The organism is Brevundimonas sp. (assembly GCF_013823285.1).
Lineage (GTDB): Bacteria > Pseudomonadota > Alphaproteobacteria > Caulobacterales > Caulobacteraceae > Brevundimonas.
Map to the genome: position 1 here is coordinate 26,946 of NZ_PNLV01000002.1, position 16,301 is coordinate 43,246.

16 protein-coding genes are annotated in these 16,301 nt (G+C 66.6%); 9 read left to right on the forward strand and 7 right to left on the reverse strand.

What is annotated here, in order from left to right:
• Positions 1-3 precede the first annotated feature (3 nt).
• Both C0461_RS00655 and ndk read right to left on the reverse strand, forming a co-directional pair.
• The gene (locus tag C0461_RS00655; RefSeq protein WP_292102856.1) at positions 4-204 is read right to left on the reverse strand and encodes a glycine zipper 2TM domain-containing protein; all 201 of its coding nucleotides are present in this window, start codon (positions 202-204) and stop codon (positions 4-6) included.
• Positions 205-272: 68 nt separating this feature from the next.
• Positions 273-692, reverse strand: a complete 420-nt coding sequence (gene ndk, locus C0461_RS00660) for a nucleoside-diphosphate kinase (protein WP_292102866.1) — start codon at positions 690-692, stop codon at positions 273-275.
• Positions 693-870: 178 nt separating this feature from the next.
• Here ndk and C0461_RS00665 point away from each other — a divergent pair, with 178 nt between their 5' ends.
• Entirely contained in the window at positions 871-2,760 is a 1,890-nt protein-coding gene (locus C0461_RS00665; RefSeq protein WP_292102880.1) for an ABC-F family ATP-binding cassette domain-containing protein, read from the forward strand.
• Positions 2,757-3,008: a DUF2164 family protein gene (locus C0461_RS00670; RefSeq protein ID WP_292102883.1), complete on the forward strand. Its 252-nt coding sequence runs from the start codon at positions 2,757-2,759 to the stop codon at positions 3,006-3,008. Before C0461_RS00665 ends, C0461_RS00670 begins: the two co-directional genes overlap by 4 nt.
• Before the next feature lie 296 nt (positions 3,009-3,304).
• Here C0461_RS00670 and C0461_RS00675 read toward each other — a convergent pair whose 3' ends face one another.
• From C0461_RS00675 to C0461_RS00690, 4 genes are all read right to left on the reverse strand, one after another.
• Entirely contained in the window at positions 3,305-3,607 is a 303-nt protein-coding gene (locus tag C0461_RS00675; protein ID WP_292102891.1) for a hemolysin, read from the reverse strand.
• Positions 3,608-3,623: 16 nt separating this feature from the next.
• Positions 3,624-3,875 carry a hypothetical protein gene (locus tag C0461_RS00680; RefSeq protein ID WP_292102894.1) on the reverse strand — a complete coding sequence of 84 codons (252 nt, stop codon included), beginning with the start codon at positions 3,873-3,875 and terminating at the stop codon, positions 3,624-3,626.
• A gap of 101 nt (positions 3,876-3,976) precedes the next feature.
• Positions 3,977-4,441, reverse strand: a complete 465-nt coding sequence (locus C0461_RS00685) for a DNA polymerase III subunit chi (RefSeq protein WP_292102896.1) — start codon at positions 4,439-4,441, stop codon at positions 3,977-3,979.
• A 1-nt stretch (position 4,442) separates the two neighbouring features.
• Positions 4,443-5,918, reverse strand: a complete 1,476-nt coding sequence (locus C0461_RS00690; RefSeq protein ID WP_292102899.1) for a leucyl aminopeptidase — start codon at positions 5,916-5,918, stop codon at positions 4,443-4,445.
• 137 nt (positions 5,919-6,055) lie between these two features.
• Here C0461_RS00690 and C0461_RS00695 point away from each other — a divergent pair, with 137 nt between their 5' ends.
• From C0461_RS00695 to rsmA, 6 genes are all read left to right on the forward strand, one after another.
• A complete protein-coding gene (locus C0461_RS00695; protein WP_292102902.1) occupies positions 6,056-7,201 on the forward strand; it encodes an LptF/LptG family permease in 1,146 nt (381 codons plus the stop codon).
• Positions 7,198-8,304 carry an LPS export ABC transporter permease LptG gene (lptG, locus tag C0461_RS00700; RefSeq protein ID WP_292102912.1) on the forward strand — a complete coding sequence of 369 codons (1,107 nt, stop codon included), beginning with the start codon at positions 7,198-7,200 and terminating at the stop codon, positions 8,302-8,304. The genes C0461_RS00695 and lptG overlap by 4 nt, the downstream gene beginning before the upstream one ends.
• A gap of 93 nt (positions 8,305-8,397) precedes the next feature.
• Complete coding sequence (gene lptD / locus C0461_RS00705) at positions 8,398-10,770, forward strand: LPS assembly protein LptD (protein WP_292102931.1); 2,373 nt, start codon at positions 8,398-8,400, stop codon at positions 10,768-10,770.
• A gap of 92 nt (positions 10,771-10,862) precedes the next feature.
• Positions 10,863-12,209 carry a peptidylprolyl isomerase gene (locus C0461_RS00710; RefSeq protein WP_292102934.1) on the forward strand — a complete coding sequence of 449 codons (1,347 nt, stop codon included), beginning with the start codon at positions 10,863-10,865 and terminating at the stop codon, positions 12,207-12,209.
• A 3-nt stretch (positions 12,210-12,212) separates the two neighbouring features.
• Positions 12,213-13,241 (forward strand): 4-hydroxythreonine-4-phosphate dehydrogenase PdxA, encoded by a 1,029-nt coding sequence (gene pdxA, locus C0461_RS00715; protein WP_292102936.1) that lies wholly within the window; start codon positions 12,213-12,215, stop codon positions 13,239-13,241.
• Complete coding sequence (rsmA, locus tag C0461_RS00720; protein WP_292102939.1) at positions 13,238-14,047, forward strand: 16S rRNA (adenine(1518)-N(6)/adenine(1519)-N(6))-dimethyltransferase RsmA; 810 nt, start codon at positions 13,238-13,240, stop codon at positions 14,045-14,047. The genes pdxA and rsmA overlap by 4 nt, the downstream gene beginning before the upstream one ends.
• On the opposite strand, the gene C0461_RS00725 is transcribed toward rsmA, so the two are convergent.
• The gene (locus tag C0461_RS00725) at positions 14,044-15,282 is read right to left on the reverse strand and encodes a dipeptidase (protein ID WP_292102941.1); all 1,239 of its coding nucleotides are present in this window, start codon (positions 15,280-15,282) and stop codon (positions 14,044-14,046) included. The two genes, rsmA and C0461_RS00725, sit on opposite strands and share 4 nt — an antisense overlap.
• 113 nt (positions 15,283-15,395) lie before the next feature.
• Here C0461_RS00725 and hemF point away from each other — a divergent pair, with 113 nt between their 5' ends.
• Positions 15,396-16,283, forward strand: a complete 888-nt coding sequence (hemF, locus tag C0461_RS00730; RefSeq protein ID WP_292102943.1) for an oxygen-dependent coproporphyrinogen oxidase — start codon at positions 15,396-15,398, stop codon at positions 16,281-16,283.
• Positions 16,284-16,301 lie beyond the last annotated feature (18 nt).

Below are 16,301 nucleotides of genomic sequence, written 5' to 3' on the forward strand. Positions count from 1 at the left end.
AAGTCAGTCGGGACGGGTCGCCGCTCCGGCCGCGCCGCCGATCACGGCCCCGGCGACAGTAGAGGTTGTGTCACCGCCAATAGCCTGACCGGCCGCAGCGCCTGCGATGGCGCCGGTGGCTGCGCGCTGCTCCATCGTCGTGCCGCAAGCGGCCAGAAGCGCCACGGCGCCCGCGACGGGAATGAATTTGATGATCGTCTTCATGGCCTGTTCTCCGTGAGAGAGGCCAGAAAAACGATCCCCCGACGCGGCGGTTCCCCGAAAACCGGCGATCAGCCGACGATGTCGGCGTCCGTGAAGAACTGGGCGATCTCGAGCGCGGCGTTCTCCTGGCTGTCCGAACCGTGCACCGAGTTCTCGCCGACGCTCTCGGCGTACAGGGCGCGGATGGTGCCGGGGGCGGCGTCCTTGGGGTTCGTGGCGCCCATGACTTCGCGGTAGCGGGCCACGGCGTTCTCGCCCTCCAGAACCTGCACCACCACCGGCGCGGAGGTCATGAACTCCACCAGTTCGCCGTAGAACGGGCGTTCCGCGTGGACTTCATAGAATTTCCTGGCCTGGTCTTCGGTCATCTGGATGCGGCGCTGGGCGACGATGCGCAGGCCCGCGTCCTCGATCACGGCGTTGACCTTGCCGGTCAGATTGCGACGGGTGGCGTCCGGCTTGATGATCGAGAAGGTGCGTTCGGTCATGGGAGTGACTTCTTGGGTTTGGTGGTTTGAGGGTCGCGGGCTTATAGACGCGCCGCTGCCGGTTTCCAACTGGAAGCGTTTTCCTTTTTGGCCCTGTCGCCCGGCGCGTCGCGCCTCGCTGTTTGAGGGCGTCGCCGTTTGCCGCTCCACCCCCCTCCTGACTGATTGTTCGCCTGCCATGCTCCAGATCACCGACCTGACCTTCAACGCCTGGGGCCGCAAATTCCTTGAGGACGCCTCCGTCTCCCTGCCGCCCGGCGCAAAGGTCGGGCTGGTGGGCCGCAACGGCATCGGCAAATCGACCCTGTTCAAGCTGATCCTCGGCGAACTGGCCGCCGGCGGCGACGAGATCAGCCTGCCCAAAACCGCTCGCATCGGCTCGGTCGACCAGGAACACCCCGCCACCCCTGTCAGCGTGCTCGAGACCATCCTCGAGGCCGACGAGGAGCGCCACACCCTGCTGGGCCGCCTCGAGACCGCGGAGCCCGAGGAGATGGGCGAGATCTGGACTCGCTTGATCGAGATCGACGCGGACGCCGCCCCCGCCCGCGCCGCGGAAATCCTCGCCGGTCTCGGGTTCGATCACGAAAACCAGCAGCGCCCGATGTCGGAATTCTCCGGCGGCTGGCGCATGCGCGTGGCCCTCGCCGCCGCCCTGTTTGCCGAGCCGGACATGCTGCTGCTCGACGAACCGACCAACTATCTCGATCTGGAAGGCGCGCTGTGGCTGGAGGCGCGGCTGAAGAAATACCCGCACACCGCCCTCATCATCTCCCACGACCGCGAGATGCTGAACGAGGTCTGCACCCACATCCTGCACCTGGCGAACCACACCCTGACGCTCTACACGGGCAACTACGACCAGTTCGAACAGGCCCGCGCCGAAAAGGCCCGCCTGCAGATGTCGGCCAAGGCCAAGCAGGACGCCGAGCGCGCCCACCTCCAGGCCTTTGTCGACCGCTTCAAGGCCAAGGCCTCCAAGGCCGCCCAGGCCCAGTCGCGGATGAAGCGCCTGGCCAAGATGCAGCCGGTCGCCACCACCATCGAGGAGCGGGTCGCCCCCTTCATCCTGCCGTCGCCGCCGCGCCCCCTGGCGCCGCCGCTGATCCGGCTGGAGCGGGCCAATGTCGGCTATGAGCCGGGCAAGCCGATCCTGCGCAATCTCAATCTGCGCATGGATCTGGACGACCGCATCGGCCTGCTGGGCGTCAACGGCGCGGGCAAGTCGACCTTCGCCAAGATGATCGCCGGGGCGCTGAACGTCTCCGAAGGCGAGCTGCACCGCGACCGCAAGATGCGCGTCGGCTGGTTCCACCAGCACCAGATCGAGGCCATGGACCCGACCGACACGCCGCTGGAGATCATCCGCCGCGCCATGCCCGACGCGCCCGAGAGCAGCCGCCGCTCCAAGCTGGCGCAATGGGGTCTGGGCTATGAGAAGCAGGAAACCACCGTCGCCAGCCTGTCGGGCGGCGAGCGCGCCCGCCTGCTGCTCAACCAGGTGGCGATGGATGCGCCGCACATCCTGATCCTCGACGAACCCACCAACCACCTCGACATCGACAGCCGCCGGGCCCTGCTCGACGCGCTGAACGACTATTCCGGCGCCGTCATCCTGATCACCCACGATCGCTCGCTGATGGAGATGGTCGCCGACCGCCTGTGGCTGGCGGCCGACGGTACGGTCAAGCCGTGGGACGGCGACATGGACGACTACGCCAAATTCGTTCTGGACAGGGCCAGACAGTCCGCCGTCAAGCCGAGTCAGATCAAGAACGAGACTTCGGACGCCGCGCCATCCTCGAACAACAAGGGCAAAAGGAACGACAAGAAATCAGGCCCCTCCCCCTCAACCCTGCGCCACGCGGTCAAGAAGGCCGAGGAGCGGATGAGCCAGCTGACCACTGATATCTCCCGTCTCGACGACGAGATGGCGAATGCCTCCGTGAGCAATCCCAAGGCGCTGGAAGGTCTGACCCGCGCCCGGGCGAAAGCGCAGGCGGACCTCGACGCCGCCGAGGCCGAATGGTTGCGGGCCGAAGAGGCGCTGGCTGAGGCGACCGCATGAAACCCGTGGACCTGTCTCGAGAAGCACGAAAGGCAGCGGCCGCGCGGCTGCAGACCTGGCTGAAGGATGAGCTGGATCACGAGATCGGCGGCCTTCAGGCCGAGAGCCTGCTGGACGAACTGGCTGCGGAACTCGGGCCGCTCTTCTACAATCGGGGCGTCGCTGACGCTCGCGCGGTGGTCGCCGCGCGGGCCGAGGACCTGGACGAAGCCCTTTACAGCCTGGAGCGTCAAACCAGTCTGCGTTAGCCGCAACTGACGTTCAATGACGCCGGTTTCCTGATCGAAGAACAGGTTGAGGCGGTCTTCCTGATAGTCATGCGTCACCGCGCAGGTCGTGCAGGCCATCCGGACATTGGAGTTCTGGGGAAAGGTCACGGCGCCGTGGTGCGACCCGATGAGCGAACGCGCGCCCTCGGCGTCGCAGCGCCAAGCCATGCCTGCCCCTTCATCAAATCCGGAGCCCGGCGTTTCGGGCGGGGAGTCGGTCTGCGGCGCGCACGCGGCGATCACCGCAACCGCGCCGGCCAAAACCGACGAAGACATCAGCCGCATTTCACTTCCCTCACCACGCCCGACTGCTGATCATAAAGGATATTCAGGCGATCAGGGCGATAGTCCATGGTCACCGGGCAACTGGTGCAGGTGACCCGCCATGTGGCCCCGGCCGGCGCCGGGGGTATCTGACTGCGGTTCTGGCCGATCAGGTTCCGATACTCGCTGGCGCGGCACTGGTTCTCCACCGGCGGCGGCACGCCGGGGCCGCCTTCATGGGGCGGCAGGGCGGTGCAGGCGCCCAGGGTGGCGGCCCCCGCGAGGGTCAGGCTGGCGACAATGGCGGTCTTCATGGAATGGCCTTTCGGGTTAGCCGCAACGAACTTCTTCAACGATCCCGGTTTCCTGATCAAAGAAGATGTTCAGACGGTAAGGCGAATAATCCTCGGTTATCGGACAGGTGGTGCACGTCACTCGCCGGTTGATCACATCCACAGGAACGGGAATCGCGGTGCGAGGTTGCCCGACGATGTTCTGCAACTCAGCCGCCCGGCAGAGGTCGCCGTCCATCTGCGGCATGCGTGTGCCGATAGGCTGGGTCGCCGCGGCGTAGTCAATCACCTCGCTCGCGGGCGTTGACGCGGCGGACGTCTGGATTGGAGCGACAGGGGGCGGGGCGGACGAACAGGACGCCGCCACAAGCGCCACTGCACCCATCCATGTCAGGCCGCCTTTTCCCATTTTCCCTGCTCCGTCTGCTTCCAGTAGGCCAGGTTCGCCCCGGCCTCTTTCAAGGTCTTCCAACGCCCCCGCGCATGCTGGAGCGATTCCTCGTCCCGCCCGTCGAAGATGATGAAACACCGCTCGAACGGTTCGGATGCATCCATGTCTGAGCGGTCGACGATGAACAGGGCCTGAGCGCCGTTGCCGTTCGCCGCATCGGAAGTCAGCAGGATGGGCTGGCGATCGGCGTGAGGATGGTCGGCGCGGCCGTGGGCGAGGAAAGCGTCTTCCCGCCACGCCCACAGCCGCTCGTCCAGAGTCTCCATCAGGCCGGGATCGCTCACGCGGACCAGCGCCCGCCAGCCCCTCTGCAGGGTCCGGTCCAGCAGTTCCGGCAGCACCTGATCGAGCGTCGAGCGCTCCAGGTGATAGAACCAGATTTCGCCGGACCCCGCCTCGCTCACGTCAGGATTCGTATGAATCCGCGACCATGCGGTCCAGCAGGCGCACGCCGAAGCCGACTCCGCCGTCCGGCACCATCGGGTTCTTGGAGTCCTTCACCCAGGCGGTGGGCGCGATATCGATGTGAGCCCAGGGCGTCTTGTTGACGTGGCGCTGCAGGTACAGGGCCGCCGTGATCGAGCCGCCAGCGCGGCCGTTGCCCACATTGCGCATGTCAGCGATCTGGCTGTCCACGTGGCGGTCGTAACGGTCCGGCAGCGGCATGCGCCACACCGGCTCGTCCACCTTGGGGCTGGCGGCGAGGATGGCGTCGGCGACCGCGTCGTCGTTGGCGAAGACACCCGCATATTCGTTGCCCAAAGCCACGATCATGGCCCCGGTCAGGGTGGCCAGATCGATCATGAACTTCGGCTTGAACGTCTCCTGCACGTACCAGAGGCAGTCACCCAGCACGAGGCGACCCTCGGCGTCGGTGTTGATCACCTCCACCGTCTGTCCCGACAGGGACTTGACCACATCGCCGGGGCGCTGGGCCTTGCCATCGGGCATGTTTTCAACGAGCCCGATGACGCCGATGACATTGGCCTTGGCCTTGCGTCCGGCCAGCGCCTGCATCAGGCCCGCCACCGCGGCGGCGCCGCCCATGTCCCACTTCATCTCCTCCATGCCGTCAGCGGGCTTGAGCGAGATGCCGCCGGTGTCGAAACAGACGCCCTTGCCGATAAAGGCCAGCGGTTGGTCGCCCGGCTTGCCGCCATTCCACTTCATGATGGCCACGTGGCTTTCGCGCTCGCTGCCCTCACCCACGGCCAGAAGGGTGCGCATGCCGATCTTTTCCAGCTCGGCTTCGCCCAGGATCTCGACCTCGAGACCCAGCTTCTCCAGGTCCTTGACCCGGCGCGCGAACTCGGCGGGATAGAGGACATTCGCCGGCTCGCTGACCAGATCGCGGGCGAAAATGACGCCGTCGGCCACCGCCGACAGGGGCTGGAATGCGGCTTTGGCCGCCTTGGGATCGGCGGCGACCACGCGAACCGTCTGGATGGACGGAATCTTCTCGGGCTTCAGGGTTGTGCGATACTTGTCGAACCGATAGGCGCCCAGCACGACGCCGAAGGCTGCGCGCGCGGCCTGTTCTGCGGACAGATGCTTCAGGTCCAGCGTCAGGGCTTCGGCGCCTGACATCTTCACGGCGCTATAGGCTTGGGCGGCGGCCTTCTCGATGGCTTGGTCGTCCAGCTTGGCCTTGTCGCCCGCTCCCACCAGCAGCACCTGTTCAGCGTCCACGCCGGTGGGCGCGGCGACGGCCAGGTGGCTGAGCGCGCCGCCCGTGAAGCGGCTGGCCTTCATGGCGCGGGTCAGGGCGCCCGAGGCGGCGGCGTCGTATCCCGCCGTCTCGCCCGAGAAGACGCGGCCCTCGTGCACGAGAAGCGCGAGGATCTCGGCGACGCCGGCGTCGGCGACGAATTCTACTTTCATGGAAACGAACTCCTGGCCGGGTTCCAGTCCCGGTCTTGGGATAAGCGAACACGCACCGGCTGAGCTTCCCGGCGCGCAAGGATGATGTATTACATGCCCCCCAAACCGCCGGGCCGCAACCGGCGCCGACGCCGCAAATGAACCTTATCAGCCGCTACCTCTTCCGTCAGATCGCCCTGCCCGTCGCGGCGGCGTGCGGGGCACTGTGTGGAATCGGCGTGCTGAGCCAGAGCCTCAACCAGCTCGAAGTGATCGTGGAACGGGGCCAGAGCGCGTGGATCATGCTCAAGCTGACCGCCCTGGCCACGCCCCAACTCCTGGCCGTCATCCTGCCCATCGGCGTGCTGGTAGGGGGGCTGATGGCCCTCACCCGTCTCCAAAGAGAACAGGAGTTGACCGCCTGTTTCGCTGGCGGGGTGACGCGCTGGCGCGTGGTCGCACCCGGCATGAGGCTGGCGGTCCTCGTCACCCTGCTCAGCATGTTCGTGTCCCTCTACATCCAGCCCGCCGCCCAACGCGAGGCGCGCGAGACGGCGTTCGCCATACGCACCGACCTGGCGTCGCTGCTGGTCCAGGAGGGACAGTTCGTTCAGGCGGGCGGCGGATTGACGGTCTACGTCCAGCAAATCGAGCAGAGCGGCCTGATCCGGAATCTGTTCGTCCACATCCAGGATGGAGACAAGGTCACCACCTGGGACGCCACGACCGCTCGATTCACCCGTATAGACGGTGCGCCGGCGCTGCTGATGGGGCCTGGTTCGATGCAGCAGTTCTCTGATCGAGGGGTCCTGAATTTTCTCTCTTTCGATGAATACGCCTTCGATCTGACGCCCTTCACGGGAACCGAAGAGGTCATCGCCTTCCGGGAATCGGATCTGTGGCTGGCGGAGCTGATGCGCCCCAGCGCCGACATGCTGGAGCGGACGGGCAGCCGGGAGGAGCTTCTGGCCGAAGCGCACGCACGCATCACCTCCCCCCTGTACGCCCTTACAGCCATGGCTCTGGCCCTCGCCGCCGTACTTGGCGGGCAGTTCCGGCGCACGGGTTATGGAGGGCGCGTTGCGGCGGCTGCAGCGGCCTTCCTCGTCGCGCGCGTCGCCGGATACGGCGTGGTCGCCGCCAGCGCCTGGAATGTGTGGCTGGCGCCCCTGCAGTATCTGATACCTCTGGGCGTCACAGTCCTGGCGCTGCGCATGGTGTTTCGTCAGTCCAGCCCAGTCGCCAATGTTCGGCGGGCCCTGGGGGCCCTGCCGCGTCCTCGCCCCGCTGGAGCCGCGTCATGACCGGCGGCTACACCTTCACCCGCATCGAGCGCTATGTCCTGTTCCAGGTCCTGAAGGCCCTGGGCGTTTCGCTTGCGGTGATCGCGGGCCTCGTCCTGTTAATCGATTTCGTTGAGGTGTCCCGCTCCGTCGGTCGTTACGCCGATCTGGGCGCCGCGCGCCTGTTCGGCCTGACCATGATGAAGTCTCCGGCGGTGATCCTTCAACTTCTGCCTTTCGTGTTCCTGTTCGGCACTCTGGCCGCCTTCGTGGGCCTGAATCGCCGCAGTGAACTGGTGGCCATGCGCGCCGCAGGCGTTTCAGCCTGGAGATTCGTGTTTCCCGCGGGCGTGGCGGCGCTCATTATCGGGGTGACCACTGTGACGATCCTTCATCCCCTGGCCGCGTCTCTGGACGGGAGTTACGAGCGTGAACGCGCCAGAATCCGGGGCGGGACAGGAGGCGCGGAGCAATCCGCCATCTGGTTGCGGGAAGGCGACGACAACCGACAGATCGTCATACGGGCCGACAGTCGAAATCGCGCGACGGGCCGGCTGAACGACGTGTCCTTCTTCATCTACACTGTGGGGCAGGACGGGGCCCGGAGCTTCTCGGAACGGATCGACGCCGCCACGGCCACCCTGTCGTCGGGCAGTTGGCGGCTGACCGATGCACGGGGCGCCTCTGTGGGTCAGCAGGCGCGGCCCTACGCCTCCCTGGACCTGCCCTCGAGCATTGCGGATGACGACGCCTTCAACCAGTTCGCCGACCCGGACTCCACACCCTTCTGGTCGCTTCCGCCCCAGATCGCGCGAATTGAGGCTGCAGGGTTCTCGGCCACCGAACACCGCCTGAAGTTCCAGCAGTTGCTGGCCACGCCCCTGATGTTAGCCGCCATGTCGATCCTGGCGGCGGCCTTCTCACTGCGGTTGATGCGGCTCGGCGATCTGGCCCGCATGAGCGCCGCGGCGGTGATCCTCGGTTTCGCCTTCTTTTTCATCAATCAGTTCACGGCGGCTCTGGGCGCGGCCGAGGCGATTCCGCCTTTTCTCGCCGCCTGGCTCCCGCCCATACTGACGGCCCTGTCCGCCTTCACCTTGCTCTTCTATACCGAAGACGGGTAACCGGACGACGGAACCGGAAAGCCGCGTCGTTTCGGCCGGGAGCAAGACTTGGTAAGCATGCCGCATGCTTGGCGTTTGAACAGCGGATCGACCATGCGTCGACGCCTGCTCACAGGTGCGGCTGTCGTGCTGCTCGGACCCGGCGCCGCCCTGGCCCAGCAACCGCCATCCGACCGCCTTCCTGACGGCGCCCTCTACATCGAGGCGGAGGACGTCATTCGCGACGGCGACACCGGCGAGGTAGCGGCGCGGGGCGGAAATGAGCGCGTCCTGGCCCGGTTCGAAGGCCGCAATCTTCGCGGCCGGGAGGTCACCTACAATCTCAACACCGGCGTCGCGACGGCGTTGGGCGATGTCGAACTGATCGACGTCGACGGCACGGTGGTGACCGCCGATCTGCTGGAGATGAACGAGAATTTGCAGACCGGGGTGGCGGTGAATCTGGCTGTGCGCAGTGTCGACGGCAGCCACCTGATGGCTGCCACGGCCGTCCGGCGATCGCAGGCCGTCAACGAGCTGAATTACGCTCTGTTCACCCCCTGCCCCATCTGCGACGACGACGGCCGCCGCAAGGAGCCGACCTGGTCCATCCAGGCGCAGAAGGTGGTGCAGGACGAGAGCCTGCGCGCCATTCTGTACCAGAACGCCCTGTTCCGCGTAGGCGGTGTGCCGGTGCTGTGGCTGCCCTTCTTCGCGCATCCAGACCCGACGGTGGAGCGGGCCTCGGGCTTTCTGGTCCCCCGCATCGAGTACGACGAGGCGCGGGGGCTTTCCTACGAGCAACCTTACCTGATCGTCGTGTCGCCGTCGGAGGACTGGGTCATCAGCCCCCAGTTCAACACCGAGGTGAATCCGTTCCTGAACCTGCAGTGGCGCCGACATTTCGGCGACGGGATTGTCGAGGCCCGGGCAGGCTACACATATGCGGACATTCCCGGGGTCGAGGATCAGGACCATCGCGGCTATCTGCTGGCCCATGGAGCCTTCAATCCGGACGGGCCATGGCGCTGGGGTTTCACCGCAGAGCGTGCGTCAGACAAGACGCTGTTCGACCGCTACGGAACGGAAGACCCCTACCAGGACAACGGCCTCTATTACGGTGACCGCCGCCGCCTGATCTCGCAGCTCTACGCCGAACACCAGACGGAACGATCCTACCTGTCAGCGGCAGCCTTCACCATTCAGAGTCTGCGTGTCCTGGAGGTCGATCGGGCTAACCCGGCCAACAACGTCTTCGAACGCGACGGCGTCACTCCGGTCGCGGCCCCCGTGATCGAGGCCATGTGGGAGCCGCGTCAGGGCATCCTGGGCGGACGGCTTCGCCTGAGCGGGAACGCAGCGGTGCTGATTCGCGAAAACTATGTGGGTGCGCCTGTCCTGGCGCCGGATCAGGTTCCCTCAGCTGATCCTTCCGACCCGGATTTCTCCGGCTATCCGGGCGTGGACAGCGCGCGGATTGTGCTGAGCGCGGACTGGCGTCGCGTATTGACGTCTCCCATCGGACTGAGATGGGAGCCTTTCGTGAATCTGCGCGGCGACGCCTATGCGGTGGACGATCTGCCCTCAACCGGCGATGACGCTGTGACGACGACACGGGTCAGAGCCACCGCAGGTCTCGATGTCAGCTATCCGCTGATCCGAAGGTTCGAAAACGGAGCGGATCTGGTTCTGGAGCCGCTGGCCCAGATTTCGATCTCCAATCGCGCCGACCTCGATCCCCGCCTGCCCAACGAGGACAGTCAGGTGACGGATCTGGATGAGACCTCCCTGTTCGCTATCGACCGTTTCACCGGCCACGATCTCTATGAAGGCGGGCTGCGCCTTGTGGCGGGCGGCCGAGCCAGTCTGCGCTGGGACAATGATCGTTCGGCCAGCATCTTCCTCGGACGGGGCTGGCGGGACGAACGGGAGGATCGTTACCTGGTGCCCACCGGCGACGGAACCGGAAGCCTCTTCGACCCCTCGGGTCTGGCGGATCGGGCCTCGGACTGGGTCGTCTCTGCGACGTTCTCGCCCGGATCTCAGATCCGGGGCTGGGCCCACGCCCAGATCGACGACGGCGGCGAGGTGCGCCGGGCGGAAATCATGGTGGACGGTTCATGGGGCGCGCGGAACCTGGCCACGGTCAGCTATATCGTCGACCGTTCAAACCCCGTCGATGTCGATCCCACCCTCCCCCTGGCCACCCGAACCTACCGGAACTACGAGTTCGTTCAGTTCAGCGGCCAGCAGTTCGTCAGCGGCAACTGGGGTGTGGCCAGCCGCGGCATCATGGATCTTCAGGAGGACCGGTTCACCCGGGGCGAAGTCGGTCTCCTGTTCGAGGATGACTGCATCCGCTTCGAGATCGGATACCGCCGGGACAACACGCGTGTTGACCCATCCGGACCCCGCACCGGGGCCTATGTGCGCCTAACCCTCGCCACATTGGGCGGTACAGGTTATCAACGCGATGACATGTGGTGATCGGACGTCCGTCCGAACCATGATATGGGCGCCATTCATCGGTACGCTCCGCCGAAATGAGCGCTGAGCGGATCCAGGGACAAAGACGAAACATGCTTTTCAAGCGTTACACGGCGGGGGTCGCGGTCGCGGCCATGTTGGCTTCTGCGGCGCCGGGCCAGTTGGCTGTGGCCCAGACCGCGCCGGATACGCCCGTGGCCGGCCAGGTGGACCCTTCCGCAGAGCAGGCCCCGCAACGCCCGGCCCCGGCTGCGGATTTTGATCTGGCCGAAGGGCTTGTTGTGCTCGTCAATGATGTGCCGATCACCAGCTATGAGCTTCGTCAGCGCATGCTGTTGCTCATCGCCATGACCCAGGTTCAGCCTACCGCCGAAAACCTGCCGGCCATTCAGCAGCAGGCCCTGAACACTCTTATCGACGAGAAGCTGCAACGACAGGAGTTGGCGCGTTACGAGGTCAACATTCCCGATGAGGATGTGGACGCCGAACTCGCAATGATCGCCCAGTCAGTGGGCATCACGTCCGAGGCGTACCTTGCTTATCTGGCGGACGGGGGTGTCCGTCCCGAGACAGTTCGGGAGGAGATGCGCGTCCGCATCGGATGGGAGGCCCTCGTGCGGGGCCGGTTTGGTCCCCGCGCCCGTGTCGGTCGGAACCAGGTCGACCAGACCATTCAGCGTATCTCGGCCGCCGCCAGCCGTCCCCAGTATCTGGTCGGCGAAATCTTCCTCGACGCATCGCGCGTCGGCGGCCAGCAGGCGGCCATGAACGGCGCCAACCAGCTGGTGCAGCAGATCATTCAGGGAGCGCCCTTTATGGCTGTGGCCCGCCAGTTCTCGGCCGCCCCGTCGGCCGCCAGCGGCGGCGACGCCGGCTGGCTGATCCAGGGAGAAGTGCCCCCGGGCCTGCAAACCGCCCTGGACAACATGGAAGCCGGTCAGCTCTCGCGGCCCATACCGGTCGAAGGCGGGGTCTACATCATCTACCTGCGCGACAAGCGTGACGGCTCGTCCACCAGTCTGGTGAACCTCCGTCAAGTGATGATCGAGGCGGACCCGGACGCTTCCGACGAGGTCATCGCCGCCGCCACCCAGCGGCTGAACGCCCTTCGCTCCGGCCTGACCTGCGACAACATTCTCGAGCGGTCCCGGCAGGAAACGGACATGCTGGGCGCCGATCTCGGTGAGTCTGATGTGGATGACCTTGCTCCGCAGTTCCAGCAGGTGGCCCGCTCGGCCGAGGTGGGCTCGATCAGCGCGCCTGTGCGCACGCCGCTGGGGGTGCACCTGCTTGCCGTCTGCGATCGTCGCGCGGGCGGCCCCGAAGCCCCGAATTTCAACGAAGTGGAAAACCGCCTGAGGGGGCAGCAGCTTTCCATGCTGGCGCGTCGCTACATCCGCGATCTTCGGGAAGATGCGCACATCGACTTCAAGAGCTGAGCCATGACGGGGGCGCCCGCCGCAACCATGCGCGCGCCCTTGGTCATGACGCTGGGCGAACCCGCCGGAGTCGGTCCGGAGATCATCCACAAGGCTTGGGCGGCTCTCAGGAATGATCCGGAAATGGCCTTCGTCGTCATCGGCGACAGCGAGGCCCTCGCGGCGGCAGGACCGTCGCCGCTAGCCTCTATCCAGGATCCCGCCGAAGCGAGGGGCCGGTTCGGCCACGCCCTGCCCGTCCTCGACAGACCCGCGCCTGCTTCCGTCACGCCGGGCCGCCCCGACGCGGCCAACGCCGTCGCTGTGGCCGACTGGATAGAACAGGCCGTCAATCTGGCGCTGACCGGCGAAGCGGCGGGATTGGTCACCGCGCCCATCGCCAAGGCGCCGCTCTACGCCGCCGGCTTCCGCTTTCCGGGTCACACCGAGTTCATCGCCGAACTGACCGCCGATATGCCCTATTCAGGGTCGCGGGGGCCGGTGATGATGCTGACCGCCAGGGATCTGCGCGCCTGTCTGGTCACCATCCATGTCTCACTGGACGAGGTGCCTGAACTGGTCACCGACGCCCGGATTCGCCGCACGGCCCGGGTTGTACATGAGTGCCTCAACCGTGATTTCGGCATCGCCCGCCCCCGTCTGGCCATGGCGGCTCTGAACCCCCACGCGGGCGAAGGGGGCGCTCTGGGCCTGCAGGAGATCGAGATTCTGAAGCCGGCCGCCGAGGCCCTGCGCGCCGAGGGGATACAGATCACCGACCCCCTGCCCGCTGACACCCTTTTCCACGACGAGGCGCGCCGCGCCTATGACGCGGCCATATGCATGTATCACGATCAGGCCCTGATCCCGGTCAAGACGCTGGACTTCTGGGGCGGGGTCAACGCCACCCTCGGCCTGCCCATCATTCGCACCTCGCCCGACCACGGCACCGGCTTCGACATCGCGGGCAAGGGCGTCGCCCGTCCCGACAGCCTGATCGCCGCCGTCCGTCTGGCCGCAACCATGGCCGACGCTCGCCACGCCGCCTCATGACCGACCTCCCCTCCCTGCGCGAATCGCTGGACGCCCACGGGCTGTCGGCCAAGAAAAGCTTTGGCCAGCACTTCCTGCTGGACCTGAACGTGACCCGAAAGATCGTCCGGCTCGCCGGGCCATTCGAGGGCCGCGCGGTGATCGAGGTCGGCCCCGGCCCCGGCGGTCTGACCCGCGCCCTGCTGGAAAGCGACGCGGGCAAGGTCGTGCTGGTCGAGAAGGACCCCCGCTTCGTCCCCCTCCTGAACGAACTGGACGACGGTTCGGGCCGCCTTGAAATCATCCAGGCCGACGCCCTGAAGGTGAAGGAAGCCGAACTGGTCGACGGCCCGGCGCATCTGGTGTCGAACCTGCCCTACAATGTGGGCACGCCTCTGTTGATCAAGTGGCTGACCGGCCCGTGGACGCCCCACGCCCTGACTCTCATGTTCCAGAAGGAGGTGGCCCAGCGGGTCGCCGCCGAGGCAGGCGATGACGCCTACGGCCGTCTGGCGGTGATCAGCCAGGCGGTGTGCGAGGCGCGCGTGGTCATGGACCTGCCGGCCCGCGCCTTCACCCCGCCGCCCCGGGTGGATTCCGCCGTCGTCCATCTGACGCCCCGGGCCGACCGGCCAGAGCCTGCCGTGCTGAAGCGGCTGGAACAGGTCACCGCCGCCGCGTTCGGCCAGCGCCGCAAGATGCTGCGGTCCAGCCTCAAGACCCTCGGCGGCGCGGCCCTTTGCGAGGCCGCCGGCATCAATCCCGACGCGCGGGCCGAGACCGTGGACGTGGCGGGCTTCCTGCGAATGGCGCGCGCCCAGATCTAGTCGTCGATGCGCGCCAGGGACGGGCGCTGGTCCGCGATGCTGACCGCCGTCGCTTCCGCCGCCCGCATGACGCGCAGCACGTTCTCGCCGGCCAGCTTGCGGATATCCGCCTCGGACCAGCCGCGCCGCATCAGTTCGGCCAGCAGGGCCGGATAGGTCTCCACGCCGGTCAGGCCCTCGGGCAACGAGCCGACCCCGTCGAAATCACCGCCCAGACCCACATGATCCACGCCCGCCACCCGACGAATGTGGTCGATGTGATCGGCGACGTCCGAGAGGGTGGCCACCGGCGCCGGGTTCGACTCACGCCACGCAGCCAGGCCACCGGTAACCGCATCCGGATCGCCAGGGTTCAGTGACTGCAGCCGCGCCCGCTCGGCCGCCATGGCCGCGCCATGGGCGCGCACCGTTTCATTCACGAAGCCGGGCACGAAGGTCACCATCACCACCCCGCCATCCTCGGGCATCAGGCGCAACACGCTGTCGGGCACATTCCGGGGGTGGTCGGTCACGGCGCGGGCCGATGAATGGGAGAAGATCACCGGCGCCGCAGACACACGCATGGCGTCCATCATCGTGGCCTCGGACACATGGCTGAGGTCCACCAGCATCCCGAGGCGGTTCATCTCGCGCACCACCGCCTCCCCGAAGGTGCTGAGGCCGTTGTGACGGGGCGCGTCGGTGGCCGCGTCGGCCCAGCTGGTGGTCGCTGAATGGGTCAGGGTCATGTAGCGCACGCCTGCGTCGAAGAACTGGCGCAGCAGGCCCATGGAGTCCGCGATTGAGTATCCGCCCTCGATGCCGATCAGGGACGCGATGCGGCCCTCGCGGTGGAGACGCTCCACATCGTCGGCGGTGGCGGCGAATGCGAACGCGTCCGGGTGCGCGGCCAGCATCCGGTTGACCACATCGATCTGCTCGAAGGTCGCCCGCGCGGCCTCCAGCGGCTCCATGCTCGCGGGCACATATACGGACCAGAACTGCGCCCCCACCCCGCCGGCGCGCAGGCGCGGGATGTCGGTGTGCAGCGGCGGCGTCAGGCCCGACTGATCCTGCGTCAGATCCACGCCATGCACGTCCGACCCGAATCGCTGGCGCAGGGCCCAAGGCAGGTCATTATGACCGTCGATCAGCGGCGTGGTCTCCAGGATCGCGCGCGCCTGTTCAGGCGTCTGGGATGCGGCGGGCACAGCCATCATGAGGCTGACAACGGCGGCGGCGGCGAAACGGTTCATGAAGCGACTCCCCTGATCGGATGGCGTCAGAGTGTCCGCCACAGTCCTGCGACACAAGCGCCCGCGATCGCCGGGTCTGTTGCGCGGCCTCCAACCGTGGTTTCAATCGCCCCATGACCGAGACCACCGAGACCACCGATCCAGCCATGGAAGACCGCAAGGCCCGCGCCCGCGCCTGGTTCGAAGAGCTGCGCGACCGCATCTGCGCCGCCTTCGAGGCGCTGGAGGACGAAGCCCCCGCCGCTCTCTATCCCGGCGAGCCGGGCCGGTTCGTGCGCACCCCCTGGAACCGCGAGGCGGGCGGCGGCGGCGTCATGGGCATGATGCACGGCCGTCTGTTCGAGAAGGTGGGCGTGCACGTCTCCACTGTCCACGGCGAGTTTCCGGCAGACTACGCCAAGCAGGTGCCGGGCGCGGCGGAAGATCCCCGTTTCTTCGCCACGGGAGTCAGCCTCATCGCCCATATGAAGAACCCGCGCGTGCCTGCGGTGCACATGAACACCCGCTTCATCGCCACGACAAAAAACTGGTTCGGCGGCGGCGCAGACCTGACCCCGCTGTTGGCGTATCAGCGCGAGCAGGACTTCCCGGACGCCGTCGCTTTCCACGCGGCGATGCAGGCGGCCTGCGACGCCCACGACCCGGACTGGCACGCCCGGTACAAGGCGTGGTGCGAGGAGTATTTCTTCCTGCCCCATCGCAACGAGCCGCGCGGAATCGGCGGCATATTCTACGATCACCACGACAGCGGCGACTGGGACCGGGACTTCGCCTTCACACGCGACGTGGGTCTGGCCTTCCTGGACATTTATCCCCGGCTGGTGCGCGAGCGGATGGGCGAAGCGTGGACAGAGGCCGAACGCGAGGAACAGCTCATAAGACGCGGACGATACGTGGAATTCAATCTGCTGTACGACCGGGGCACCACCTTCGGCCTGAAGACCGGCGGGAATGTGGACTCCATCCTCAGCTCCATGCCGCCCGAGGTGAAGTGGCCATAGGATCCGGCGGCCCTGTGA